This window comes from Pseudomonas matsuisoli (genome assembly GCF_014647635.1).
Taxonomy (GTDB): domain Bacteria; phylum Pseudomonadota; class Gammaproteobacteria; order Pseudomonadales; family Pseudomonadaceae; genus Pseudomonas_P; species Pseudomonas_P matsuisoli.
Window position 1 is genome coordinate 1 of record NZ_BMPO01000009.1, and the last position, 24,966, is coordinate 24,966.

The window sequence follows — 24,966 nt, forward strand, 5'->3', positions numbered from 1 at the left end:
GCACTAAGGCCGCTGCCTCTCGCTTGAACTCTGCGGAAAATGTACGTCGTTGCTTGCTCATCAGACACCTCTTTCACGGCGAGGATTCTCACCTAAATCGGTGTCCGGAATCAGTAGACCACTACAATCGGTGCCGCTCCGTATCAACATGAATTCCCGCTGACCCTACAACGAAGCGCGCGTAAACGCCCGACGAAGGCGGACACCTTATCGAAGCCCTGAGAATCCCCATGAGGACCTCAGGGCTTTGCTTTGGAATAGCTGACTATTTTAATCAGGTATTCGAATCATCTCCCTGCGCTCCGTATCTCTAAGCGACTCGACCATTGGCAAGATGCAACGCCTGTCAGCACCTAAGTGGACTAAGCTGAGGATGTTTTCCGAAGTGAAGAACCTACGACCTGCTTCAATAACCGCGCGCGCCTCTATCAACTTTTGAGGCACCTCTCCGATCCATTTGGCAAGGGCTGCGACTTGACGGGAGGACATGCTTTCAATATCCGAAAGCCTCGACATACTTAGCTCCCGGACGGGTATGACAAGTGTTGTCAGAATGAGAGCCTTCACATCAGCCTTGAAGAAATCCAAGCCACGTAATGTCCCGAGGATTACCGCTTTGGTGGGCCATTCTTTGCTATCGGACCGGGTCCTATTGTTCGTTTCGAAGAACGCCTCAGCTTCAGAGACACTCATACGCACGTACTCCTGCATTATGGCGTTATCTCTTTTCGCCCTTTCCCGGATATCTTGGTAGACCTCACGCCCTACAGCACCGTGCAGGCGCTCCCTTTGTTCCTGTAGATGCCGATAGTCCCGCTCAAATGCTTCCAGCGAGTTGAGCAGAGCGGGCAGACCGTTCAGGAATAACTTGATCGACTCAAGGCGTTTTTGTCGGGCCACTTCGGCATCTACGCGCTTCCGCTCCTTCTGGAAGCTAACACCAAAATATTTCCTTCCGCATAGGCTTCCTATAGCGGTTTCTAAACCATCACTGGTCGTGATTAGGTAGCCAGAAAGATGGGGTGTATGGCATGACTCGATGCCACAGGGGATTCGTTCAAGAAACGTATACGGTGCGATAACTGAGCCGAATTGGCGCGGAGCCTTCGGATGGAACGCTAAAGATCCCTCAAACGCCGGGCGGCGAAGTAGGTCTTCGTACGAGTCTACAGATATAACCTCTTGATGCATGGGCAAGCCTCACCGGTTGATACCTCTTAGCCATCACTGTATGTATTTCCAGATGAAGGTCAAGAAAACCGGTGCACATCCGAGCAAAGCGACGCCCTAACAATGGAACTCAGATGAACACTCTCAAGCTCACCTATTGGGTCGCTGTGGTCGGGTATGTGACCGTATGGTGTGCCTTAAGAATTTGGGCCAAAAATTCGAGACCCCACTTCAATAAGAGAACCAAGCAGTTTCCCCCGTATGGGGTCCCTGGCGAGTCCTCTGAGAAGCCCAAGTGACGGGCCTTTGGTGTCACAAACGTGTTAGAGCTGTGTCACAAATTCTTCTGGACAAGCGAAACGGGAGGTTCCTATGATGGCGCCTCCTGACCTCCTCCAGGTTACTCGGTAAGCATAGGTTCAAGGGTAGGCCACACGTTTTCTAAGATCGTCGGCTGAGCTTGAGCGTTAGGGTGGATACCATCGGCTTGCATCATAGAAGCCACGCCACCCGCGCCCTCCAGGAGAAAAGGCACCACTGGGACTTCGAACTCCTGGGCCACTTTGGGGAACACACCCGCGAAAGCAGTCGTGTACCGCTGACCGTAATTGGGCGGCAGTCTGATCCCCAAAATGAGCACCTTTGAGTTCGCCTCCAGCGAGAGCCTGACCATCCTCGAAAGGTTCTGTTTCAATTGGGCAATGGGCATTCCGCGCAGCCCGTCATTACCACCAAGCTCTATCACAACCACTTCCGGCGTGTGCTTCGTGAGCAACGTAGGGAGGCGCGACAAGCCGCCTGCCGAGGTATCTCCGCTGATCGACGCGTTGACCACTGCATACGTGGACTTCTCAGCCGTCAAACGATCTTTGAGCAATGTGACCCAGCCTTGATCGGTATTCAGCCCGAATCCCGCGCTGATACTATCCCCCACCACCAATACGGTGCCTGCAATGGCGCTCTGCGCCTGAAGCCACAACACCATTACGCAAGCGCACCATCCGTACGGACGCATTCGGATCCCTCATGAGTTCAAGCATTTTGATTGCGCGGAACCTTAGCAAAGTGGTTCCCGGCACGGAAAGCGACCTAACCATCCTAGACGACGTCTCCTTCACGCTGGAAAAAGGCGCCAGCCTCGCAATCGTCGGCAGCTCCGGCTCTGGCAAATCGACGCTGCTTGGCCTTTTGGCAGGCTTGGATATTGCGACGCGGGGTGAAGTCGAGCTTGCTGGCCAGAACCTCGGCACGCTCGATGAGGATGGACGTGCGCGGGTACGTGCCCAACACGTCGGATTCGTCTTCCAATCCTTTCAGCTATTGGAAAGCCTCAACGCACTGGAAAACGTCATGCTGCCTCTCGAGCTGCATGGGCGAGACGATGCCCGAGCCCGCGCCACGGAGCTTCTCGAACGCGTCGGCCTTGGTCACCGCCTAAAACATTACCCACGGCTCCTTTCCGGTGGAGAACAGCAGCGTGTGGCAATCGCCAGAGCATTCGCTGCAGAGCCGGACATCCTCTTCGCCGACGAACCCACCGGCAACCTCGATACCCAGACCGGGCAACACGTTACGGACCTGCTTTTCGCCATGAACCTCGAACGAGGTACCACACTCGTGCTGGTCACCCACGACGGACGCTTAGCTGCACGTTGCAAGCAATCGATTCAGCTCGAGACCGGCCGCATGGTCGAGCTCGGGACACACGAATGAGTCGGCTTAGCTACCAGCGCCTCGCCAAACTTTCGTTCTCCTATACGCTACGCGAAGCCCGCGCAGGTGAAGTCAAGACGCTCTTTTTTGCTGTCCTGATCGCAGTATTGGTGAGCACGGCCATCGGTTATTTCGGCGCACGGCTCAATGCTTCGATGGAACTGCGCGCAACCGAGTTCTTGGGTGCTGATCTCGTCTTGCGCGGCAGTGCGCCTGCACAACCGGCGCAGATCGAGCTCGGACGCGCACAGGGCTTGAGCCACTCGAGCGTGGTTGAGTTCAGCAGCGTCGTGGCCACGGACGAGCGCATTCAGCTTGCAGCGATCAAAGCCGTCGACAACGCCTACCCGCTAAGGGGCGAATTACGTAGCACAGCGTCACTGAATGGGCTCGACCAGGCCGGCGGTGTTCCTGGCCCCGGCGAGGCCTGGGCAGAAGCCCGACTGCTTGCGGCGCTCGCGCTCGAGGTGGGTGCAGAAATCGAGATCGGTGCTCAGCGTTTTCGTTTGACCCGCATTCTCACCGAGGAGCCCGACCGTGGCCGTGACCTGTACAGCCTCAATCCACATGTAATCATCAATTTGATGGATCTCGAGTCCACGGCGGTCGTGCAGCCAGGCAGCCGGGTCCGATACCGCGACTTATGGCGAGGCGACGCAAGCAGTCTCAATGCATATCGCGCTCAGGCCACCCCAGATTTGCGGGCCAACCAGCGATTGGAAGACGTCCGCGATGGCAATCGACAACTCGGCGGTGCACTGGGGCGCGCCGAACGCTACTTGAATCTAGCAAGCCTTGCCGCAGTGTTGCTGGCCGGTATCGCGACCGCCTTGTCCGCGTCTCGCTTTGCGTCTCGAAGACTGGATAACAGCGCCCTGCTCCGCTGCCTTGGGTTATCACGCCGCGAAACTGCACTCTTCTACGCCGCGCAACTCGTGACAATTGGTGCTCTTGCCAGCGTGCTTGGGGCACTGCTGGGTTGGCTCGGTCAACACGCGCTTTTCGCTCTGCTAAAGGGACTGGTGCCAAACGACGTGCCTTCGGGAGGACTTCTTCCAGCATTGACCGGCATGGCAACGGGTTTGGTTGCGCTCATCGGGTTCGCGCTTCCGCCGCTTGTAGCGCTGTGTCGCGTTCCTCCGTTACGGGTTCTCCGACGTGACGTACTGCCGACACCGCCGGGGCTTCTATTCGTCTATGGCGTTGCCTTGCTCGCGCTCGGTCTCATCATGTGGCGTCTCAGCCTGGATATCCAACTAACCGTCAGCCTGCTCGGTGCCGGTGCATTGGCGGCACTGTCGCTCGGCGTCGTACTGCTGATCGCGCTGAGAACACTGCGCAAAGCTCTTACCAATGGGCCGCTGGCATGGCGGCTGGGTGTCGGTCAGCTATTGCGCAAGCCGGGCCTTGCGATAGGACAGATACTCGCGTTCGGTTTAATCTTCCTCGCCATGGCGCTGGTTGGATTGCTGCGCGGCGAGTTACTACAGACTTGGCAAGCGCAACTTCCAGAAAACGCACCCAATCATTTTGTGATCAACGTCATGCCGCATGAGCGTGACGCGTTTACCAGTGAAGTACACCGGCTTTCCCCTTCAGCGTCACCGCTTTACCCCGTCGTTGCCGGTCGCCTCACGGCGATCAATGGGAAGCCTGCGCGAGCCAACCTCGAAGACGACTCGCAAGGTGAGCGCGCGACTCGCCGCGATTTGAACCTCACTTGGTCCGAGACACTACCGCCAGACAATCAGTTGGTCGCGGGCTCGTGGTGGTCGAGCGATCAAGGCAACGGTGTATCCGTCGAAGAGAACCTGGCCGCCAGTCTCCGGTTGGAGATTGGTGACCGCATTACGTTCGACATTGGGGGCGCCACCTATGAGGTGCCGGTAACCAGTATCAGGACGGTGGAGTGGAACAACTTCCAGCCCAACTTTTTCATGATTTTCAAACCCGGCACGCTACAGGATGTGCCGGTCACCTATATGACAAGCTTTTATCTTCCTTCGAGTGACGAGAGTGGCGCATTGGCGCTGGTGAAGCAGTTCCCGACCGTCTCCATTCTGCCGGTGGAAGCCCTGCTGGACCAACTCAGGGAAATCCTCGCCCAAGTGACCTTAGCCATCGAATTCGTGCTGCTGTTCGTGCTGGCGGCCGGATTGTCGGTTCTCTTCGCCGCACTTCAAGCGACCATCGATGAGCGCTTACACCAAGATGCTCTGCTCCGTGCGCTGGGTGCCCGGAAGCAACTGCTGATCACCGCTCGGCGAAGCGAGTTCCTTGTGGTAGGCGCAATCAGCGGTCTACTGGCTGCGCTGGGCTGCGAACTCGCCACCTACTTCCTGTACCGCCACACCTTTGGGCTCGAGTGGAGTCCGCACCCATGGCTCTGGCTACTTCCAATCGTCTCTGCTCTGATCATCGGCGGCGCGGGACTGGTCGGAACACGTAAGGCACTGACCACCAGCCCGCTAACAGTGCTGCGAGAAACCTGAAGAGGACCAGCCGAGCGCTATTTTTCGTAGGTAATTCCGACTACCCACCACGTCACTTCGCCGGTGGGCGTGCGCACTATGGCTTCGTCGTCCACCGACTTCTTCAACAGCGCGCGGGCCATCGGCGAATCGATCGAAATGTAGTCCTTGCGGCCATATATCTCGTCGTACCCCACGATACGAAACTTCATGGCCTCGCCCTCTTCGTTCTCGATCTCCACCCATGCGCCGAAGAAGATACGGCCCTCCTGCTCGCGCGAGTACGCGACAACCTTAACGTCCTCCAAGCGCTTACGCAGATAGCGGACGCGGCGGTCAATTTCCCTCAATAACTTTTTGTTGTACTGGTAGTCGGCGTTCTCGCTCCGGTCACCTAACGATGCTGCCCAGGCCACCTTCTGGGTAATATCTGGTCGCTTGACGCGCCAAAGATGATCGAGTTCTTCCTTGAGGGCGACGTGCCCTGCTTCGGTGATGATATTCGTAGACAAGAAGGCCCCTTGAGTAAACCGCCGCTAGCGTTCAAATGCATAGTACCCGTTGGCGATCGAAACGCGGACTGCCTCTTTGCGAAGGAGCACCAGCGAAACCGCATGCCAGCACACCCCAGAGCAGCTAAACAGCAGACTGGCCGGCCGCAATCAGCGAAGGTGTCGATACATGATGCGGACCATGCGATACGCGTCCATTGCGTAACGTTTTACCAAGCGGCGCGGCTCCATCAGCATGCGGTGCAGCCACTCCAGCGACAGACGCTGCATCCAGAGAGGTGCTCGTCGGACCTTTCCTGATAAAAAGTTGATGGATGCCCCCACGCAGATGCCGACCCCCGTGGAGCGTCCGTCGTCATAAATCATTTGCGCAAGAACTTCCTGACGGGGACAGCCAACTGCTAGTACCACTAATTCAGCGGGATTATCGGCGACGTGCTCGAGACATTTCTCGACTTCGGCGGGCCGATCGATGAACCCCATGGGCGGGTTGTGGTGGAAGAACTCGACATTAGGGTAGCGCTCGCCCATCTCCTGCATCTCTTGGGCGTTGTTGCCAATGACGCTTACTCGCCATTTTTTGTCATCGGCCATATCCATGAGGTCTCCCGTAAGGTCGCTGCCGGGAATGACCTCCTTCACCTGAACTCGCTTCATGCGCAGTAGCTTGCTAAGTACTTTGCTGTCGCATAAGTGGTAGCGAGCCTTGTCATACGCACGCCGCAGCTGTTCGCTGCGCTCCAACTGAACGACATGGCTCACATTCGGCGTCACGATATAGCTGAAAGCCTTCTGACTCGAATCCACAATTTCGGAAATAAGCTCTGATTTGGAGCCATTGTAGAAATCGATGTCGAAGGCACTTACTGTGCACGTCCTGTGCTGACGTGGATTCGCTTCCTTTGATCCTAGGCTATTGGGCTGCAACTGATAAGGCAAAACAGTCCTCCTCTATAGGCAGTGGTGATGGATAGGGGTCGGTCGAAACCGTCGAGCAAAGCGCCGTGTTGACGCACGGCCAGATCGGCCGCAAGCAGCGAATCGCTTCGCCGCGTCAATTGGCAATGCGCCCAGAGCGGTCCACTGTCACGCTCCGATTCACATCCATTCGTTATTGGGTGAATGGCCTGGACAGTTCCTTGTGCCTAACAAGGCAGCCTTGGAAACGAGACGGCGATCAAGTTTTTAAGCGGCCCTCTGCCTGGTTGAACGCCAGCGGCGGCGATACCGCAATGAATGCAAGAGGAAACGCATGCACATAATCGACATAGGCGTGAACCTGACGCACGCACAATTCGATGACGATAGACAGGCAGTGATCGAGAACGCTTACGCGCAAGGTGTGAGTCAAATGATACTCACAGGTACCGATCTCATAACCAGCACGCGCGCATGCGAACTTTGCGATGTACTAGACCCCCGCGGTACACGACTCTTTTCTACCGCAGGAGTTCACCCACACGATGCAAAAAGTTGGAACTTGTATGAAGCCGAGCAACTGCATCAACTGGCGTCCGCTGCACGAGTACGCGCGATTGGCGAATGCGGCCTGGATTTCAATCGCAACTACTCAACGCCCGCCGACCAAGAGCGCGCCTTCGAAGCACAGTTGGCTATCGCCATCGAGCACCGTCTGCCCGTGTTCGCCCATGAGCGAGACGCTGCAAAGCGCATGCTTGTAATACTCAAGGCGCATCGCGATTCGCTTTCAAACCTCGTCATCCACTGCTTTACCGGGGATCAGGCATCGCTGCATGCGTACCTCGATCTCGATCTGCATATTGGAATAACGGGATGGATCTGCGACGAACGACGTGGGGGGCATTTGCATACGCTGGTCAGAGATATTCCTGCGGGCCGACTGATGCTGGAGACCGACGCACCCTTTTTGCTACCGCGCACGCTGAAGCCCCGCCCTCGCCGCAATCGAAACGAGCCTTCGTATCTGCGGCACATCCTGGAACAGGTTGCCCTGCTTCGAGGAGAGCCGATCGACGAACTCGCCAAACACACGACGGACTGCGCTCAACGGTTCTTCGATTTACCTGACGTCAATTGATTCTGTTCTAAAGGCTGGCGCAACGCGGCCGCTAACCTAAGGCTGGCCCACTTCTGCTCATCACAGAAGCGTCAGCGCATGGGGGACGTGCCTGCATTGCGACAGATGCCATACGTCCGCCCACCTAACGACAACTCGAACAGTGACTGGCAGGCAGGATGCAGGATCTATCCTTGAGGTACAAATTCTGGGCGGTGAACGCGGTTGCGTTCATCACAACATTGCTTCTGGTGGTCAGCGCCCTGATTCATGAACAGCAGGGGCGATCGGATACCGCCCGGGACATCGCGATTGCTGATGCGCAGATGTTGTCGAGCTGGCCTGCGGACATGCCGCTTCCTTCAAGCAGCCGGCTGATCGACTTGTCGCACGCGGATGCAATACCGAAAGAGGCGCTCGCCAAACTTGCTACAGCGCGGGGCTGGGTTGCGCTTGGGGAGGATTACTTCTGGGGAACGCAACCACTCATGGGGGCAGCCGTCGCGCAGCTCGCGGACGGTCGTCGGGTCGCCGTGTTAGCGCGGGCTCCGAGCGTCGTTCAATTGTTCCAGCAGCGTGCATTCGACTATGCCCTGGTCGTGTGCGTCCTTATGGTCGTGCTGCTGGCCGCGTCCCAGCTGCTCATCCGTTTCATCCTGACTCACCTCGACACGCTGAAAAACGTGATGCTGAACGTAGAACGAACGGGCGATCTGTCGGCGCGCGTACCGCTGAGCAGCGGGGATGAAGTCGGGCAAATGGCCCGGGCGTTCAACGGTTTGCAAGCCGGTTACCAACGTATCGTACACACCGTGGCGGAATCCGCAGCGAAGCTGGATCAAAGCGCTGCGCAGCTTGCAGGCAGCATGAAAGACGTACAGCAAGGAATGCTCGGTCAACAGAGCGAAACGGATCAGGCGGCTACGGCCATTAACGAGATGTCCGCCACCGTGCATGAGATTGCGCGACATGCGGCAGACACACGGGATCAGTCTCAGTCGGCGGATCAACTTGCCAGCGAAGGTCAGCAAGTCGTCGTGCGCGTTGGCCAGTCGATAAGCGTCCTGTCGCAAGGCGTGCAGCAGACCGCAGAGATGATCAGCCGGTTGGCCGAGGACAGCCGTAGCATCAGCAGCGTGGTAGGGGTGATTCATAGCATCGCCGAGCAGACCAACCTACTTGCGCTCAACGCTGCAATCGAGGCTGCGCGTGCCGGCGAAATGGGGCGCGGATTCGCGGTTGTCGCTGACGAAGTCAGAAGCCTTGCGAAACGTGTTCAGGAATCGACGGACGAAATCACGCGCATGATCGAAGCGCTTCAGGCAGGTACGCGCGACGCAGTGGAGTTCATGCAGGAAAGCTCGCTACGCGCCGATGAATGCGTGCGCCAAGCAAGCGATGCCAGCACCGCATTGACGAGCATCACTACTGCGGTCGCTCAGATGCGCGACAGCAACATGCAAATCGCCGTAGCGGCTGAACAGCAGACCCAGGTGGCGGAAGAAATGACCCGCTCGGTGACAGGCATCCGTGACGTAACCGAACGCACCGTGCAACAGACCTTGAATTCGGCCTCTACCAGTAGCGAACTGGCCCTGCTTGCCGGTGACTTGAATCGTTCTATCGGTCAACTAAAGCTCTAGATCACACATCGATCCAGGAAGCGCTTCGGCATTACACGCTGCCAGCTGAAGCGCTTCGTCCAGCATCTATACAACGCATTACCTTGTTGCGCCTTTACCCAACGATCGCCGTAATGCACGCAACGCGTCCGACAAAGGCTGCGTATGTGCGTCGTCCGTCTCATAACACTGCTGCTCGTACGCACGGGAAAAGCCCCTTATTTCATTGGCTGCCGCCGGCAACGCTTGAGCCGCACGCGCCGCATACGTACGCGGGCCTTCCGCGGGAAGGCGCTGGACGCCCTCTTTCTGCAGCAAACGCTCGAATTGTGAAAACGCGCGGTCCAACGGTGCCAGCCGTCGACGCCACGGCTTGATGATCCAAATGGCCAAGGCCCCGAGAACGACCAAACCGCCCAACAATACAATGCCAATCAACGTCGTCTTGTCGCTGTGGCCCATGATGCGCTGCAGGAAGCTGCCCTGCTGCTCTGCTTGGTAATCCAGGACCCAGCGCTGCCAACCGTAGTTGAGTTCGTCCCACTGCAGACGCAGCGTATTGATCCAGCCCAGATGCCGGTACCGTAGCGGTGAGAACGGATCGCCCTCCAGAAAACTTTGTTCACCGGAAACAGCTTCCTCCAGCCCACGCTCGATTCGATCCGGCGCGACCTGGAACGTCGGATCAGCCCTGACCCATCCAGCCCCTTCGATCCAGTACTCGACCCAGGCATGAGCGTCGAACTGACGTACCTGCAAGTAATTGCCCGCCGTGTTCAGCTCGCCGCCCTGGTAGCCCGTCACAACGCGCGCCGGTATGTTTGCGGCGCGGAGCACGAACGTCATCGCCCCGGCGTAGTGTTCGCAGAATCCTCGGCGGGTATCGAACAGAAACGCGTCGATAGCATCGCCCTCGAGCGTCGGTGGTCGCAACGTGTATACATAGGGTTGCTCTCGAAACTGGCGCAGTACCGCTTCGGCCAAGGCACGGTCATCCGAGTATTGCCGGCGGAGTTCTTGAGCCCATCCCCGTGCCCGCGGCTCCCCTGTCGCGGGTAATTGAAGCGCTCGACGAACGGCTGCGCTGGGCGACTCAGGCTCCAAACGAGCGTCGATCCAGGACGTCGCGCGGTAGAAAAAGGTGCGCTCTACCGGCCGTGTCCGCTCGAGGCGAAAATCGCTTTTGCGGCGTATGGCATCGTCGTCGGATTGCGCCACGTCGAGCGCGAACAACCAGGGCTTGGCGCTGCGTTCCATGATCACGCTGTAGCGCACAGGGTCGCCTACCGCCTGCCAATCCGGCGATGCTGCGGCAAACCCCTGAGGCGTCTGCGTCCATCGACGCCCATCGAAACGGTCGAAGGTCAATGCACGCCAATACAACTGATTTCGCGCTGGGACGGGATCGTCGAAGCTGGCGCGAAACGCCAATCCGCCCGAGCGGCTCAACTCAGCGATCTCGCCAGGTGCCATGCTGTCCGAAAGCCCGGTGACGCCTCGCTCACTGGGTTGCGGCAGTGACCAGAGCGGCCCAAGACGCGGGAAGAACAAGAACAGGACGAGCATGAGCGGAACGGCCTGCAGCATCAGGGTCATGGCAAGCTTCAGCGTCGACCAAGGTCGCACAACGACACCGCTATGCTGTAGGCCAACGAGCGCGGAAAGCAGCCCAGCCACGGGTAGCAGGCTGAACGCCGCCGTTAGAATCTCGCTGTCGAACAGGTAGCGCGTCAATACCGTGAAGAATCCAAGGTAAATCAGTACCAAGGCATCGCGGCGTGTGCGCACCTCGACAAGCTTCAGAATGAATGCCGCGACGAGAAGTACCACCGCCGCATCGAGCCCCACCAGCCCGCCTCGGGATAGATAAACACCGGCGATCGTACCCACCATCAGCGCCGCTTTCACAAGTGCACTGGGGAATCGGGCACGCATTCGGTACACCTGAATACGCCAATACGCACAGGCAATCCAAAGTGCGGATATCCAGAGCGGCAGATGTCCCAGGTGCGGAAGAATGACGAGAAACTGCGCAACGAGCAGCCAAGTCAGGCTGGCGCGCGGGATCGCCTGTTCCATCGCGGGCTTCTTGCTCATGCCTGCACTCCATGCAGCGCCAGCACGCGCAGGCAACGGTCTCGGTGCGCATCACCGACGTCTGCAGCAATGTATTCGCCCGGCAAACGCAGCGCGAACGTCTGTTGGCGGCCGGAGAGCTCGAGAACCCAGTAACAGAGCAAGGACAGACGCGGTTCAATCGCGCCGGCCAATGCATCGAAATCGAGTATGACGTCCTGCCCGCCTGCCGCGGCGAAGTCTTTCACCAGCAAACCCTGCCCGCGCGAATAGGCTTTCCAATGAAGCCGGCGCTTGGAGTCCCCCGGCTGATAGCGGCGAAGGCCTTGGAAATCATCGACCCCCATGCTGAGCACCGGCGACTGAGCGCCGGCCTCTTTCTCGCTTCCCGTGTGGACATCCAGTGGCAGATCGCCCTCCACTGGCCGCGGGTAAACGAGCGTTGCCAAATCCAGATCGACCCAGCTCCAGGCTTTGATCAACCCTAGGGGAAAGCGGCTTTCGACCCTGAGCCGGCCAGGCCTGAAACGGCCGCGCGTTAACGCTTCGCGGCTTAGATCGGCAGGCACCAATGCGTCATGCTCAACATCCACGGTGTGTGACGATGCTGGAGCCGTCTGCGTAGGGGCTGCCTGCCAGCCGGTAACGATTGCGCGCCGAGCACGCCCCGCCCCGTCGAGGTGTATTCGAAACGATGCAACATCACCGGCGAACACCGGAGGTGAGTTCGCCGCGCTGAGCACCAGGCCCACCATATTTCGATAGGTGTGCAGGACAGAGATGAACAGCACGGCCGCGAGCAGGAACGTAAGCCCATACGCAAGACTGTTTTGATAGTTGATGGCGGCCAGCAGCATGACCACGAGCACGCAACCGAACGCCACCCCCTCGAGGGTCGGCAGTATGTAGATGCGTTGCTGAGTCAGGCGCGTAGGATTCTCGGGCCGAATGCGACTGGCGAGCCAGCGGTCCCAACGGCTGCTTCGACCAGGCGTGGCCATCAAATGGCGGGAACTTCGGTCAACAACCAGCGAACCAGTGCACCGCTGCCGTTCCCGGCGCCCTGATCCGTTCGCTCGCGCAGCCGATGTGCGACTACTGCCGGCAGCACCGCCTGGACATCTTCGGGTATCACGTAATCCCTCCCCTCAAGCAACGCCCAAGCGCGTGACGCGCCCAGTAGCGCGAGGCTTGCCCGCGGCGATAGCCCTAATGCGAACTGGGGTTGCGTACGGGTGGCCTCTACGAGTCGCAAGACATAGTCCACCAACGCATCGCTGACGCGCACGTGCGCAACCTGGTCTTGGAGCAGCGAAAGTGCTTCGCGATCCAGCACCGTGCTCATACGCGGAAGGATGTCTCGGCGTGACTCGCCCAGCAGAAGAGCGCGCTCTGCCGCCTTCGCTGGATAGCCCAACGAGAGGCGCATCAGGAAGCGATCCAGTTGCGAATCGGGAAGAATGAATGTGCCGCCGGATGAGATCGGGTTTTGCGTGGCAATGACGAAGAAAGGATCGGGCAATGGCCGCGTCGCACCTTCGATGGTGACCTGCCCCTCCTCCATCGCCTCGAGCAACGCACTCTGGCTCTTCGGCGTTGCCCGGTTAATTTCATCGGCCAACACGAGCTCAGAAAATATGGGGCCTGGGTGAAAAACGAACTGCCCTGAGTTCTTATCAAAAACCGAGGTTCCGAGGATATCCCCGGGCAACAAATCCGATGTGAATTGGATGCGCTGGAATCCCAACCCGAGGACTTTGGCCAAGGCATGGCTGAGCGTTGTCTTGCCCATACCGGGTAAGTCCTCGATCAGCAAATGCCCTTTGGCCAGTACGCACGTCAATGCCAGCCGGACCTGCTGATCCTTGCCCAGCAGCACATCGTTGACCGCCTGTAGGCAGTCGCTCAGCTTGGTCCTCATCCAACGTTCCTTATTGCCGGAGACCCGGATGCTAAAGCCGTTCTATTAAAGGAAAAAGCATCGGAAATCTTTCGAGATCATTGAGTGGCGGCGCAGGTCGCATCAGCGACCCGCACGAGACTCGCGTAGATAAAAGTGAGCACGTTCCGCTTTGTTCACGCACCCATCGAATGCCTCGAACTGCTGCTGCGTTTTCGCTGCGCTAAGCAAGGTGATCGCCTTCGAGTAGCTAACCGTCCCGGCAAAACCCTCTGCTTCCGCCAGGCTTTGCTCTTTCCATCCCGTTTCGAGCATCGACGCGCACCGATCGCGATACGCCGTTTTTCCCGCACAACCGGTGACGAGAACCGCTGCTACCAATACATAAACTACCTTCATCACGCATCCCTCCAAGGTCTTGATCACTACCTCATTGGACTTTCGACGCGGAGCCGAGTTGCCGCACGGCAGGTGTGTCAGCGGATGACTTTGATTTCCAACGCCATTTCCGAGCGAAGCGCGTCGTCGACTTCGATGCGATTCTGGCGAATGTTCTGCTCGATCAACACCTCACGCCAACGTATTGCGTCTCGACCGTCAAGTGCGATTCGCAACGTACTGTCCATGCGTAGCGTCCTCGTCAGCAGCGCCTGCCAGTCTGGATCCTCCACCGAGATGTCAGGTATCACCAGCTCGCCATCGTGGCGCAGTTGCCGCAGCAGTGTCGATGAGGTCGGCCGTATCAAGCCGAGGGCTTCGTCCGGCGTGAACTGATCCACTTGCAGATAGGCACGTCGGTTGCCTCGGGTAATTGCGTAGAGCGCGAACAGCGTGTCGGCATCGCCTTGCGTAAAGCGCATCAAGGCATACGACTGCCCCTCATCAGGCCCATAAAGCGACGCGCGGCCAAAAACCGCGTTTGCCCACAAACTACTGGAGCCGCAATCGCGCGCCACACACCAGTACAACAGATGAGCCCCTTGATCGAGCAAGGCGTTACGGGTCGCTTCGAAAGCATCGGTTGCCTGATACTCCGAAGGAATCTGATAGGTAAGGCTCCGTAGCGCTCCATGCGCCAGGACTTCACCCTCAAAACGCAGATCGCCGCCGATGCGTCGTATCGCACCAAGCGGATAACGCCGTTCCTCGCTTTCGGCATTGCGGAAATCGACGATTTCGGCGTTATGAAAGCGCGGTACGAGTTCCAGGTCAGCGCTGCCCGGTTTATCTGCTGCAAACGTCGTAAGACTTGCCAACAGCAATGGCAATGCCATCAACGATCGCATGGGCGTACTCCAAGAAAAGCTGAATCGCACGTGAGCGGGTTTTCTCCAGCACAAGCAAAACCCAAACGCCGTATCGGCAGCATGGTGCAATCGGCACCGGACATATCGATCTCCCTTATGACTAGGGGCAAGAGTCGGCAGCCCTGCCAAGCAAGTCAAGGATTCGAAAAAAGTCCTTTGAAACAGTGTGCTACCGCACTGGCACCAGCTTCGTCATCCAAATGTAGATGATGGCCTCCTGGCGCTCGCGCTACATGCAGGGGTAGCGTCTGGCACAATGCTTCCAGCTCATCGTGATCTTGGCGTATGCCATCATCCGCGAGCACCAGTACGCCGGGACGTTGGATACTGCGCGCAAACGCGAGGCTTTGTTCGAGCGTCATCAATACCCCGGTCGGTACGGTAAGCGCGACATCGCTGCGCCAGGTAAAGCCATCAGCCACAGGCATCAATCCCCGCTGCACGAGAATCTCGGCTGCCTCTCGGCTGACCGGACGCATGCCATTCATTCTGGCGAGCACGGCACTCTCGGTGTCGGCGTAGACGGGCTTGCGCCGGGTAGCGCTGGACAGCCGGCGTGTCAGCGCTTTGCGCAAACGCGCAGGTCCATCCTCGGGCTCCCCCACCAGGGGTAGTCCGCCATCCACCAACGCCAACCGCTCGACCCGCTCGGGAAACGAAGATGTCAACAATACTGAGACAATCGCACCCAACGAGTGCCCCAGCAGCGAAAAACGCTCCCAACCGAGCACTGCGGCGGCGTCGAGCGTATCCTGAACGTAATCGATCAAGTGATAGCCGCAGCCCTTGGGACGGTGTCCGGAAAGGCCGTGTCCCGCAAGATCGAGCGCAACGATGCGCAATCCCGGTAGCTTGGGTATCAGACGGGTAAACGTCGCAGCGTTATCCAGCCAACCGTGTAATGCCAAGACTTTTGGCGCATCTTTCGGGCCATAGGCAAGCCCAGCGAGCTCGATATGCGGAAGTTGCAGCGTTATCGGTTCGGGAGACCCCATGTATCGCCTCACGTAATCTGGCACGGCATCGAGCGCCTATTCGCCTGACGCGTTTGCCCTTGAAACCGGATTAATGAATGCCGTTGAGGCGCATTCCACCGGCCAGGATAGCGTCTCCTTCCAACTCGACCAGTGCCGCCGTCGACAATGCGAACGGACGAGAGGATTCGCCGTGAACCAGTAACGCCGACAAAGCACCCAGCAAGGGTTGGTGAGCGACATACAAGACATCGCCGTCGTCTGCAGGCTGCATCTGTGAAAAAGTCGATGTCGGCGATGTGTCCGGCGTGAGCCAGGCTACTGTTATGAGCTCTGCATCGAAACCCGTGACATGCTTGACGATGTCAGCGGACTCTTGGGCCCTGGCATAGGGGCTCACATAGATTGCGCGTAACGGCCGCCCCAACAGTTGCCTCGCTGCCGCGTGCACTTCGGCCTGCCCGCTTGGCGTCAAACGTCGGTCCGCATCGCGGCTCGCCTGCGGTTCCGCCTCGCCGTGGCGCAGCAGCCAAACCCTCATGGCTGTGGCTTCGTGAGATCGTGAGACACAATCGGCGCGGCATCGTCTACCGGCCAATCAGCGAAAGGCCAAGGCTTGTCGTCCGTCTGGAAGGTCGCGAAGCGACCAACCTGCGCGAGGAAACGCGACAGATTTCCGCCAAAGGCCTTCAGCGCATCGTTCGGCGCACCACGTACGATGCGAATGATCAACTGCGCCAGCGCAATCCCAAGCAACAACAGCTCGGCCAGTTGCCACACGAAAAAATAGATCAGCATCCATACCACGCGCAGCAATAAGCTTTCCTGCGCGCATTTATCGCTCTTCGACATTTGCTTCTCCAGCAGATCGTCAACTATTCAATGGGTGCGGCGACGGCCACACCGGTAAGCTCAGGGTAGGAAGTCCACATCGGTCTTGGGCTCGGCCGCCATCAGGCGTTCGATGACCTGACCAAGCGTGCGCCCTTCGAATATGACCGCATGCAGGCCCGCGACCAACGGCATGTAGACCTGCATTTCATCGGCCTTGGCTTTCAATACGCGCAAGGTATTCACGCCTTCGGCAACCTCGCCCAGGCGGCCCACCGCCTCGTCGAGCGACAGGCCTTCCCCAAGCGCGTAGCCCACTTGATAGTTGCGGCTTTTCGACGACGAGCACGTCACGATCAGATCGCCTACGCCCGCCAGCCCGAGAAAGGTTGATGGATTGGCGCCCAGGGCGACCGCGAACCGCGTCATTTCCGCAAGCGCCCGGGTGATCAACATGGCGCGGGTGTTTTCCCCCATACCCATGGCGGACGCCATCCCGGCCATGATCGCGTAGACGTTCTTCAACGCCCCCCCGAGTTCGGCACCAAAGCGGTCATTGCTTGCGTACACGCGAAACGTTCGCCCGTGCAGTACCGCCTGTACCCGTTCGCACAGCGCGTCGTCAGCACTGGCCACGACGGTCGCCGTGAGTGCTTTCAACGCGATTTCGCGCGCAAGGTTCGGCCCCGAAATCACACCGATCCGAGCGTCGGGCGCGATTTCTTCGATGATCTGGCTCATCAGCATGAAGGTTTCGGCTTCGATGCCTTTGGTCGTGCTGACAAGGAACTTGCCTGCAAGCAAATGTGCAACAGGGGCAAGCACTTTGCGCAGCGCGCTCGACGGCAACACAACGAAGATCAGTTCGCTGCTCGCTACGGTGGCTTCAAGGTCGCAGGTCGCCTCAACGGCGACGTTGACGTCGACATCTTTCAAATAGCGCGGGTTGCGGCGCTGACTTCGTATGGTTTCGGCTTGCGCGGGGTCCCGCATCCAGAGGCGAACCTGCTGGCCGTTCTCGGCTAGAAGATTGGCAAGGGCGGTTCCGAAGCTGCCGCCGCCGAGCACCGCGATAGGACGTTGTGATGTCATGCGTCATCCATTGGCTGTAATCGAGCGTTCCGGGCATTATACGGCCCGCCTGCGTGCTAACCACCCTCAGGCACGCATTGAAATGGAACACGCGCCGGGCAGATACCGCAGCTGATTCGTATTCGATACAACGAAAAGTGCCAGTTAAGCCCCGTTTGCGGCTATCCTGACGCCTTTTTTCGCGCCCTCACCGCTCGAAAGAGACGAACATGGGTGATGGGGGTTGGAAATAAGCGTCGGGATGTCCATCATTCCGCGCCACTGAAAGCGTCGCCTCACGTCCTTGCGAAAGGCGGAGAGGTGCTGCAGCGAGGTAAATCCTCGCTGTGACTTAAATCACTATAAAGCAGTCTATGACTAGGCTGGCGGCGCCTGACTCGAAACGAGCTGCGCTGAATGATATAGGTTCCCTGCCAAGGGTTACTGAGGAGCACGCATGACCAAACAGAACGCCTTTTCTCGGGAAGACCTGCTGCGCTGCAGTCGCGGCGAGCTATTCGGCCCGGGTAATGCGCAACTACCTGCCCCCAACATGCTGATGATCGATCGAATCGTTCATATCAGTGAGACCGGCGGGAAGTATGGCAAGGGCGAAATCGTGGCTGAACTCGATATCCATCCGGATCTCTGGTTCTTTGGCTGCCACTTCGAAGGTGACCCTGTAATGCCGGGCTGCCTGGGTTTGGATGCCATGTGGCAGTTGGTAGGCTTCTATCTTGGTTGGCAAGGAAATCCCGGCCGTGGCCGCGCACTAGGCTCGGGTGAAGTGAAGTTTTTTGGTCAGGTTCTGCCCACGGCCAAGAAGGTTACCTATAACATCCACATCAAACGTACGATCAGTCGCTCGTTGATCCTCGGCATCGCTGACGGCAATGTCGCCGTGGATGGGCGTGAAATCTACAGTGCAGAAGGCCTGCGTGTCGGCCTGTTCACCTCTACAGACAGTTTCTGAAGGACTCTTCAATGCGCCGCGTCGTGATCACTGGCCTAGGCATCGTTTCTTGCCTGGGTACTGACCAAGAAGCCGTTTCCAACAGCCTGCGTACCAGCAAGCCCGGAATTCGTTTCAACCCTTCCTATGCTGAAGTAGGAATGCGTAGCCATGTCTCCGGCTCCGTGGACCTGAATCTCGAAGAGCTGATCGACCGCAAGCTGTATCGCTTCATGGGCGATGCGGCGGCTTATGCCTATCTTTCGATGCAGCAGGCGATCGCGGATTCCGGCCTCACGCCAGAGCAGGTTTCGAACCCGAGAACCGGCCTGATCGCAGGTTCGGGGGGAGCGTCCACGCTGAACCAGATGGAAGCCATCGACACGCTACGCGAAAAAGGCGTCAAACGCGTCGGGCCGTACCGAGTGACGCGCACCATGGGCAGCACGGTGTCTGCGTGCCTGGCCACGCCCTTCCAGATCAAAGGCATCAACTACTCCATCTCGTCCGCATGCGCAACGAGCGCCCACTGCATTGGCAGTGCCATGGAGCAGATTCAGCTGGGCAAACAGGATGTTGTTTTCGCCGGTGGCGGCGAAGAAGAACACTGGAGCCAGAGCTGCCTGTTCGACGCCATGGGTGCGTTGTCCACTCAATACAACGAGACACCAGAAAAAGCCTCCCGCGCCTACGACGCCAAACGCGATGGATTCGTCATCGCAGGTGGTGGTGGCATGGTAGTAGTCGAAGAGCTCGAGCACGCACTCAAGCGTGGCGCGAAGATCTACGCCGAGATCGTCGGCTACGGCGCGACGTCCGACGGTTACGACATGGTCGCCCCAAGTGGTGAAGGTGCGCTGCGCTGCATGCAGCAAGCGATGGCGACGGTCGATTCGCCTATCGACTATCTCAACACCCATGGCACTTCGACGCCGGTTGGCGACGTTGCGGAAGTAAAAGCGGTCCGCAACATGTTTGGCGACAAGGCCCCCGCTATCAGCTCTACGAAGAGCCTTTCGGGCCACTCGCTGGGCGCGGCAGGCGTTCAGGAAGCAATCTACTGCCTGCTGATGATGCAGGGAGACTTCATGGCCGGTTCGGCGAACATCGACGAACTGGATCCCGAAGTTGCGGATCTTCCGATCCTGCGCGAGACCCGTGAGAACGCTGGAATCACTACCGTCATGAGCAACAGCTTCGGGTTTGGTGGCACCAACGCCACGCTGGTGCTCAAGCGATTTAGCAGCTGACACTGACGTGGTCACAAAAAAGGCGCCTTCTGGGCGCCTTTTTTTAAGCTACAGAAATGCCATCTTGCGGGTCTGACTCGGTATCGGGCCACCGCGCGCGAATCTCCCTAATTGCCGGCAGTTGCTGCAGAAACAAGTCTACCAGCCGGGGATCGAAATGCTTCCCACGTTCGCGGATCAGCAAATCGACAGCCTCAATCTCCGGCCACGCAGCCTTGTAAGGCCGGATGCTGGTCAGTGCATCGAACACATCGGCGATTGCCACGATGCGCCCCTCCAAAGGTATCTCTTCGCCCTTGAGGCCATTTGGGTAGCCTGTTCCGTCCCATTTTTCGTGATGAGTCAAGGCGACGACCCGCGCCGTCTTTAGCAGCCCGCGCTCATGAGTCCCGATGATCTCGGCGCCAATTTCGACGTGGCGGCGCATGATCGCCCACTCCTGGTCATCGAGCTTGCCGTGCTTTTGTAACACCCGATCAGGAATGCCAATCTTGCCAATATCATGCATTGGCGCCGCATGAAGCAGATCGTCCGCGTCCGCTTCGCTAAAACCCGCCGCCAACGCGAGGATCTTCGAATAGTGGCTCATACGTAATACATGAAGCCCGGTTTCGTTGTCTTTGTACTCGGCCGCAATGCCTAGACATTGCACAATTTGCAAACGACTTTCCCGGAGCTCTTCGGCCCTGACCAACGAAAGGTGGGCCCTGACGCGCGCGCGCACGACCGGCGCGCTGACGGGCTTGGCGATGTAGTCGACCGCACCGGCATCAAAGCCTTTGGTTTCATCGTCCACATCGCTCAACGCCGTGACGAAGATCACTGGAATGGCCGCCGTGATCCGGGTGTGCTTCAACCGAACACAGGCCTCATAACCCGTCATACCGGGCATCATGACGTCCATCAGGATCAAGTCAGGCTGTTCCCGCTCCGCAAGTTCCAACGCGCGAGCGCCGTCCTTGGCAAAGAACAGGCGATATGAATCCTGCAAAATCTGCCGTAAAACCTGGAGGTTCAGCGGTTCATCGTCCACCAGCAGCAGTTTGGGACGGTTATCAGCAGGACTCATCGAACGGCCTCTTCAGTTTGGCTGCGCAGCTCATCGATCAATGTTCCCAACAACACCTCTGCCTGCGAAAAATCGAACTCATTGATGGCCCGGTCCAGCTCATCCACCATGTCGCGGCGCCCCTGCCCCATCATCTGTTCGATAAACGATTCAAACAGCTGCTCATCCAATTCGCCTCGCTGGAAATGAGCGCGCAACTGTTGAGCAATGGTGATAAGAGAGGCCTTATCCAATGACGTGGCTGGCTTGGAAGACACTTCGGTCGCATTGAAATCTTCCAGCTCCCGCCCTAGCGATAGAAATGCGTTTTCCAATTCCCGGATAAGCACGTCGGTTGGCCGCGCTTTCGGCTTACCGCGAAACGCGTGCTCGAGCTGTCCGGCAAGTTTGCAAATCTGCACGAGTGAAAGATTGCCAGACGTCCCGCGAATACGATGAATGGATTCGGACGCCTCCACGAACAGGCCCTTACCATTCATGTCGGCAATAGCGGCAGCTGCATCACGGTTGTCGTTGTAAAACCGCTGAACCGCTGTAAGCAGTTTTTCGCGGGTACCCCATAGCTGCAGCCCCTGCCCCCAATCAATGATGGCATGCGGATCCTCGGCTTCCGCGGTAGCGAGCACGCCTGGGAAATCCAGGCCACGCTGGATGACACGACTGATCTCCCACATCAGCTTATCGACTTCGAGGGGTTTCGAAGCGAAGCCATCCATCCCAGCCTCTCGAGCTGCAATTCGGTCCTCTTCGAGCACGCTTGCGGTCAAGGCAATGATCGGCACTCTAGGCATTTGCGCTGAAGCTTCGGCCAGGCGGATGCGCCGAGAGGCCTCCAGCCCATCCGTCGTCGGCATCTGGACATCCAGCAATAGCACGTCGAACGTCTCCCGATGGAACGCTTCAAGCACCTCGTCACCGTTGCGCGCTGTGACGACCGTGTGGCCTCGTCGGCCCAGACTCAAACTCAGCAGCTGTAAGTTTTGCGGCACATCGTCCGCAGCAAGAATATGCAACGGCGAAAGATGCTCAGCTGTACCGTTCGAACGCTCTGGGGTTCCGGACGCGGTAGCAAGCGGAAGATAGACATGAAAAACACTCCCCTCGCCCAGCGTACTCTCGACGTTCATTCGCCCCTTCATGAGGTCAATCAATTGCTGCGCGATCGTCGTCCCCAGGCCGGTTCCACCAAAGCGCCGACTCATCGACGCGTCCGCCTGGGCAAATGGCGCGAAGATGCGCTCCATGCGATCCTCGGCGATGCCTATGCCGGTGTCACGCACTGCGATATGAACCTCGTGCCCATCGGACGAAACCTCCAGGCGCACGCCGCCTTGCTCGGTAAATTTCACTGCGTTGCCGACGAGGTTGGTCAGCACCTGCTGTATGCGCAAGGGATCGCCATTGAAATAGCGGGCAAGACCGGGCTGATAGTCCAGCGTCAACACCAAGCCCTTCGCTTTAGCACCCAAGCGAAGCGAGGTGCAGATATGCTGGCACAGGTCGTACAGTGAAAAATCGATCTGCTCCAGTTCCAGCGCACCCTTCTCGAGTTTGGCGGTATCGAGAATATCGTTCAGCAAGCCGAGCAACGAACGCGCCGAATAGCGAACGGTGTTCAGGTGACCACGCTGGGCCTGATCCAGCGGGCTCTCCAGCAGCAGCTCCGTGAAGCCAATGATCGCGTTCATCGGGGTGCGGATCTCGTGACTCATGTTGGCCAGGAAGGTCGTTTTGGCCGCAGCTGCGTGTTCAGCGCTTTCCTTCGCCTCGCGAAGCGCCGTTTCCATATCCCGGCGCAGGCTGATATCCGTTGCGAACTTAACGACCTTGAACGGATTACCGTCGCTATCGAAGATCGGATTGTAGGTCGCCTGGATCCAACGGCTGCGACCATCCTTACCGAGGCGGCGGTATTCGCCTGCATCCAATTCGCCAGCCGTCAGGCTTCGCCAAAACTCCGCATAAGCGGGGCTTTTCACATAGTCGGGATCGCAGAATATTTCATGGTGCTTGCCAAGAATCTCTTCGAGCCTGTAGCCCATCAAATCCAGAAAATTCTGGTTCGCGGTCAGAATCGTCCCGCTCATGTCGAACTCGATCACATTGAGGGCCCGGCTGATCGCTCGAACGGTTCCCTCGAACTCGGCGTTCCGGCGCTTGGTGTCGGTGATATCCAGCATCACCCCATCGATCCAACGCGGCTTCCCGCTGTCGTCGAGTACCACGGTGCCGCTTTCCCAGACCCAATGTTCGCGACCGCGACTGTCGTGGAGACGGAATTCGACGGTGTAATCACCGCCGTCGGCCTTGGCGTTGGCAACTTTCGCTCTAACCGAACCATAGTCATCGGCATGGTAGATCGACGGGAATGAACGCCTTCCCTGCCGGAAATCCTCGGCAGGCCAGCCGGTAAGACGCTCGATCCCATCGCTGATGAAGATTACCGTGAACGCATCGTTTGCGAGACAGCGAAACGACACCCCGGGGATGTTGCGAATGAGTGAACGATGTTGCTGCTCGCTCTCGCGCAGCGCCCGCTCGATCTCATTGCGATCGCTCAAATCAGTGATGAACCCGATATAAAGTGTTTGTGTAGGCAAACGGGCCACACCGAGCGCCAACCGCACAGGAACTGCGTGCCCCCCGAGCGTAATTGCTTGAACCTCTCGCCCCGTCCCGACCCCTCGCCCCCCGTCTATATCACCGATGTTTCGATGAGCAGTTCCTAGCCCAAGACTCGGTAAGAACTGGCTGATGTTCGAGCCAGCGACGTCGGCAAGCTTGCAGTGGAACAGACGTTCGAACGACGGGTTACCGGACTGGATGACCCCGTCTTCATTGAAGGTCACAACACCGTCCACTGCGGTTTCGAGGATGGCACGCAAGCGCGCCTCATGCTCGCGGAGTCTCAAATACAACTGGCGAAAGCGAAGCATGCCGTTGGCGGTTGCGACAAGAACCGCAAGGGCCAACGCGATCGCTGTGACCGCAGTGGCGAGAAATGCGGCCTCGGAGCTCGATGGATTAACCTCCTCTACCCCAACGAATCGCGCAGCAGCCATTCCGGTGTAATGCATGCCGCTGATGGCGAGCCCCATGACCACGCCGCCGCATACCAGGGATTTGTTCGACGACAGCCATCGCCGCAAACCATAACGAATCCACAAGGCGAGAATGGCTAACCCTACGGCTACCGCGATGGAAAGTGCGAACCCAAAAGGGTCATAACGCAGCAGCGGGGCCATGCGCATCGCCGCCATGCCGCTGTAATGCATCGCGCCAATTCCGGCCCCCACGAGTACACCGCCGATGACCAGTTGCGCAGCGGTCACCCGGCGCCGGGTCAATATGTGCAGCGCGACCCATGACGCGGCAAGGCTGGGTAGCAGCGACAGAAGCGTTAGGCCAGGGGAATAAGACACGCTGGCGCAAAAACTAAACGCCAGCATGCCAATGAAGTGCATCGACCAAATGCCGCCGGCCAGCGCGATCGATCCGCTGATAAGCGAGAAATGCCGATGAGATGCACTTTGTGTGGCCTTCGCGATGCCGGCGACTTGCAGCGCCATCATCGACGACAGTACTGCAACTACGAGTGACGTGAAGACCAGCCAAGGATCATAGCTGCCGTAAAGCAGCAGGCCCTGGGTTTCAGAAGAATAGAAGAACTTATCCAGATACTGCATTACTGCTCCGAGGCCTTCTCTGCGCAGTGACAACACGTGTGGAGTAACATCGGCGACCTTCTAGGAGCGCTTACGCACCAAACATTTGCTTAGGTTCTGCGCGGCGCGCAATTAAATAGCCATAACCCGGAAAGCTCAAGCCCGCCGCATGGCACCCTGCGGGCTGGGGGCATCATCGTTTTATCGGCAGCCAGGGGTAGATGCTTAGCCAATCCGACGAAGCGGCCCGGCACATGATCAAGCGAGCCCGATGTGAGGACGTGGCCCCTGCCGTTTCCCCTTCGCCCAAAGCCGACTTTTGCGAAATCGATTATCCAAACATTA

22 protein-coding genes are annotated in these 24,966 nt (G+C 58.2%); 6 read left to right on the forward strand and 16 right to left on the reverse strand.

What is annotated here, in order from left to right; genetic code table 11:
* Window positions 1-270: 270 nt before the first annotated feature.
* Entirely contained in the window at window positions 271-1,191 is a 921-nt protein-coding gene (locus tag IEY47_RS17230; protein WP_188984952.1) for a hypothetical protein, read from the reverse strand.
* Between the two features lie 379 nt (window positions 1,192-1,570).
* Window positions 1,571-2,155 carry an arylesterase gene (locus IEY47_RS17235; RefSeq protein ID WP_373293627.1) on the reverse strand — a complete coding sequence of 195 codons (585 nt, stop codon included), beginning with the start codon at window positions 2,153-2,155 and terminating at the stop codon, window positions 1,571-1,573.
* A gap of 41 nt (window positions 2,156-2,196) precedes the next feature.
* Between IEY47_RS17235 and IEY47_RS17240 the strand changes: the two genes are divergently transcribed.
* Both IEY47_RS17240 and IEY47_RS17245 read left to right on the forward strand, forming a co-directional pair.
* Window positions 2,197-2,883, forward strand: coding sequence for an ABC transporter ATP-binding protein (locus IEY47_RS17240; RefSeq protein ID WP_188984956.1), 687 nt, complete (start codon window positions 2,197-2,199; stop codon window positions 2,881-2,883).
* On the forward strand, window positions 2,880-5,375 hold the full coding sequence (locus tag IEY47_RS17245) for an ABC transporter permease (RefSeq protein WP_188984958.1): 2,496 nt from the start codon (window positions 2,880-2,882) through the stop codon (window positions 5,373-5,375). Before IEY47_RS17240 ends, IEY47_RS17245 begins: the two co-directional genes overlap by 4 nt.
* A gap of 17 nt (window positions 5,376-5,392) precedes the next feature.
* On the opposite strand, the gene greB is transcribed toward IEY47_RS17245, so the two are convergent.
* The 3 genes from greB to IEY47_RS20565 form a co-directional block, all read right to left on the reverse strand.
* Window positions 5,393-5,866, reverse strand: coding sequence for a transcription elongation factor GreB (gene greB, locus IEY47_RS17250; RefSeq protein WP_188984960.1), 474 nt, complete (start codon window positions 5,864-5,866; stop codon window positions 5,393-5,395).
* Between the two features lie 150 nt (window positions 5,867-6,016).
* Window positions 6,017-6,805: a WecB/TagA/CpsF family glycosyltransferase gene (locus tag IEY47_RS17255; protein ID WP_188984962.1), complete on the reverse strand. Its 789-nt coding sequence runs from the start codon at window positions 6,803-6,805 to the stop codon at window positions 6,017-6,019.
* 238 nt (window positions 6,806-7,043) lie between these two features.
* Complete coding sequence (locus tag IEY47_RS20565) at window positions 7,044-7,217, reverse strand: hypothetical protein (protein WP_229779520.1); 174 nt, start codon at window positions 7,215-7,217, stop codon at window positions 7,044-7,046.
* On the opposite strand from IEY47_RS20565, the gene IEY47_RS17260 reads away from it, so the two are divergent.
* Both IEY47_RS17260 and IEY47_RS17265 read left to right on the forward strand, forming a co-directional pair.
* The gene (locus tag IEY47_RS17260) at window positions 7,140-7,925 is read left to right on the forward strand and encodes a TatD family hydrolase (protein WP_229779513.1); all 786 of its coding nucleotides are present in this window, start codon (window positions 7,140-7,142) and stop codon (window positions 7,923-7,925) included. The genes IEY47_RS20565 and IEY47_RS17260 overlap by 78 nt on opposite strands.
* 146 nt (window positions 7,926-8,071) lie before the next feature.
* On the forward strand, window positions 8,072-9,547 hold the full coding sequence (locus tag IEY47_RS17265; protein ID WP_188985353.1) for a methyl-accepting chemotaxis protein: 1,476 nt from the start codon (window positions 8,072-8,074) through the stop codon (window positions 9,545-9,547).
* A 78-nt stretch (window positions 9,548-9,625) separates the two neighbouring features.
* Here IEY47_RS17265 and IEY47_RS17270 read toward each other — a convergent pair whose 3' ends face one another.
* The 9 genes from IEY47_RS17270 to IEY47_RS17310 form a co-directional block, all read right to left on the reverse strand.
* Window positions 9,626-11,623, reverse strand: a complete 1,998-nt coding sequence (locus tag IEY47_RS17270) for a transglutaminase TgpA family protein (RefSeq protein WP_188984966.1) — start codon at window positions 11,621-11,623, stop codon at window positions 9,626-9,628.
* Window positions 11,620-12,603 (reverse strand): DUF58 domain-containing protein, encoded by a 984-nt coding sequence (locus IEY47_RS17275; RefSeq protein WP_188984968.1) that lies wholly within the window; start codon window positions 12,601-12,603, stop codon window positions 11,620-11,622. Before IEY47_RS17275 ends, IEY47_RS17270 begins: the two co-directional genes overlap by 4 nt.
* Window positions 12,603-13,523 carry an AAA family ATPase gene (locus IEY47_RS17280; protein ID WP_188984970.1) on the reverse strand — a complete coding sequence of 307 codons (921 nt, stop codon included), beginning with the start codon at window positions 13,521-13,523 and terminating at the stop codon, window positions 12,603-12,605. Before IEY47_RS17280 ends, IEY47_RS17275 begins: the two co-directional genes overlap by 1 nt.
* A 102-nt stretch (window positions 13,524-13,625) precedes the next feature.
* Entirely contained in the window at window positions 13,626-13,901 is a 276-nt protein-coding gene (locus IEY47_RS17285) for a hypothetical protein (protein WP_188984972.1), read from the reverse strand.
* Window positions 13,902-13,978: 77 nt separating this feature from the next.
* Window positions 13,979-14,788, reverse strand: a complete 810-nt coding sequence (locus IEY47_RS17290) for a DUF4892 domain-containing protein (protein WP_188984975.1) — start codon at window positions 14,786-14,788, stop codon at window positions 13,979-13,981.
* A 155-nt stretch (window positions 14,789-14,943) separates the two neighbouring features.
* Window positions 14,944-15,804: an alpha/beta fold hydrolase gene (locus IEY47_RS17295; protein ID WP_188984977.1), complete on the reverse strand. Its 861-nt coding sequence runs from the start codon at window positions 15,802-15,804 to the stop codon at window positions 14,944-14,946.
* Window positions 15,805-15,874: 70 nt separating this feature from the next.
* Window positions 15,875-16,324, reverse strand: coding sequence for a SixA phosphatase family protein (locus tag IEY47_RS17300; RefSeq protein WP_188984979.1), 450 nt, complete (start codon window positions 16,322-16,324; stop codon window positions 15,875-15,877).
* Window positions 16,321-16,635, reverse strand: a complete 315-nt coding sequence (locus IEY47_RS17305; RefSeq protein ID WP_188984981.1) for a DUF4389 domain-containing protein — start codon at window positions 16,633-16,635, stop codon at window positions 16,321-16,323. Before IEY47_RS17305 ends, IEY47_RS17300 begins: the two co-directional genes overlap by 4 nt.
* Before the next feature lie 60 nt (window positions 16,636-16,695).
* A complete protein-coding gene (locus IEY47_RS17310; protein WP_188984983.1) occupies window positions 16,696-17,706 on the reverse strand; it encodes an NAD(P)H-dependent glycerol-3-phosphate dehydrogenase in 1,011 nt (336 codons plus the stop codon).
* A 436-nt stretch (window positions 17,707-18,142) separates the two neighbouring features.
* Between IEY47_RS17310 and fabA the strand changes: the two genes are divergently transcribed.
* Together fabA and fabB are read left to right on the forward strand one after the other, a co-directional pair.
* Window positions 18,143-18,658, forward strand: a complete 516-nt coding sequence (gene fabA, locus IEY47_RS17315) for a 3-hydroxyacyl-[acyl-carrier-protein] dehydratase FabA (RefSeq protein ID WP_188984985.1) — start codon at window positions 18,143-18,145, stop codon at window positions 18,656-18,658.
* Window positions 18,659-18,669: 11 nt separating this feature from the next.
* Complete coding sequence (gene fabB, locus IEY47_RS17320) at window positions 18,670-19,887, forward strand: beta-ketoacyl-ACP synthase I (protein ID WP_188984987.1); 1,218 nt, start codon at window positions 18,670-18,672, stop codon at window positions 19,885-19,887.
* A gap of 43 nt (window positions 19,888-19,930) precedes the next feature.
* Here fabB and IEY47_RS17325 read toward each other — a convergent pair whose 3' ends face one another.
* The gene (locus IEY47_RS17325) at window positions 19,931-20,956 is read right to left on the reverse strand and encodes an HD domain-containing phosphohydrolase (protein WP_188984989.1); all 1,026 of its coding nucleotides are present in this window, start codon (window positions 20,954-20,956) and stop codon (window positions 19,931-19,933) included.
* Window positions 20,953-24,642, reverse strand: a complete 3,690-nt coding sequence (locus IEY47_RS17330; protein WP_188984991.1) for a PAS domain S-box protein — start codon at window positions 24,640-24,642, stop codon at window positions 20,953-20,955. The genes IEY47_RS17325 and IEY47_RS17330 overlap by 4 nt, the downstream gene beginning before the upstream one ends.
* Between the last annotated feature and the right edge of the window lie 324 nt (window positions 24,643-24,966).

Coding starts and splice junctions, on each gene's coding strand:
- IEY47_RS17290 (WP_188984975.1), bottom strand. CDS start 14,788: ATGCGATCGTTGATGGCATTGCCATTGCTGTTGGCAAGTCTTACGACG.
- IEY47_RS17325 (WP_188984989.1), bottom strand. CDS start 20,956: ATGAGTCCTGCTGATAACCGTCCCAAACTGCTGCTGGTGGACGATGAA.
- IEY47_RS17310 (WP_188984983.1), bottom strand. CDS start 17,706: ATGACATCACAACGTCCTATCGCGGTGCTCGGCGGCGGCAGCTTCGGA.
- IEY47_RS17230 (WP_188984952.1), bottom strand. CDS start 1,191: ATGCATCAAGAGGTTATATCTGTAGACTCGTACGAAGACCTACTTCGC.
- IEY47_RS17295 (WP_188984977.1), bottom strand. CDS start 15,804: ATGGGGTCTCCCGAACCGATAACGCTGCAACTTCCGCATATCGAGCTC.
- IEY47_RS17270 (WP_188984966.1), bottom strand. CDS start 11,623: ATGAGCAAGAAGCCCGCGATGGAACAGGCGATCCCGCGCGCCAGCCTG.
- IEY47_RS17275 (WP_188984968.1), bottom strand. CDS start 12,603: ATGGCCACGCCTGGTCGAAGCAGCCGTTGGGACCGCTGGCTCGCCAGT.
- IEY47_RS17240 (WP_188984956.1), top strand. CDS start 2,197: ATGAGTTCAAGCATTTTGATTGCGCGGAACCTTAGCAAAGTGGTTCCC.
- fabA (WP_188984985.1), top strand. CDS start 18,143: ATGACCAAACAGAACGCCTTTTCTCGGGAAGACCTGCTGCGCTGCAGT.
- IEY47_RS17285 (WP_188984972.1), bottom strand. CDS start 13,901: ATGAAGGTAGTTTATGTATTGGTAGCAGCGGTTCTCGTCACCGGTTGT.
- IEY47_RS17300 (WP_188984979.1), bottom strand. CDS start 16,324: ATGAGGGTTTGGCTGCTGCGCCACGGCGAGGCGGAACCGCAGGCGAGC.
- IEY47_RS17330 (WP_188984991.1), bottom strand. CDS start 24,642: ATGCAGTATCTGGATAAGTTCTTCTATTCTTCTGAAACCCAGGGCCTG.
- IEY47_RS17235 (WP_373293627.1), bottom strand. CDS start 2,155: ATGGTGTTGTGGCTTCAGGCGCAGAGCGCCATTGCAGGCACCGTATTG.
- IEY47_RS17280 (WP_188984970.1), bottom strand. CDS start 13,523: ATGAGGACCAAGCTGAGCGACTGCCTACAGGCGGTCAACGATGTGCTG.
- fabB (WP_188984987.1), top strand. CDS start 18,670: ATGCGCCGCGTCGTGATCACTGGCCTAGGCATCGTTTCTTGCCTGGGT.
- IEY47_RS17245 (WP_188984958.1), top strand. CDS start 2,880: ATGAGTCGGCTTAGCTACCAGCGCCTCGCCAAACTTTCGTTCTCCTAT.
- IEY47_RS17305 (WP_188984981.1), bottom strand. CDS start 16,635: ATGTCGAAGAGCGATAAATGCGCGCAGGAAAGCTTATTGCTGCGCGTG.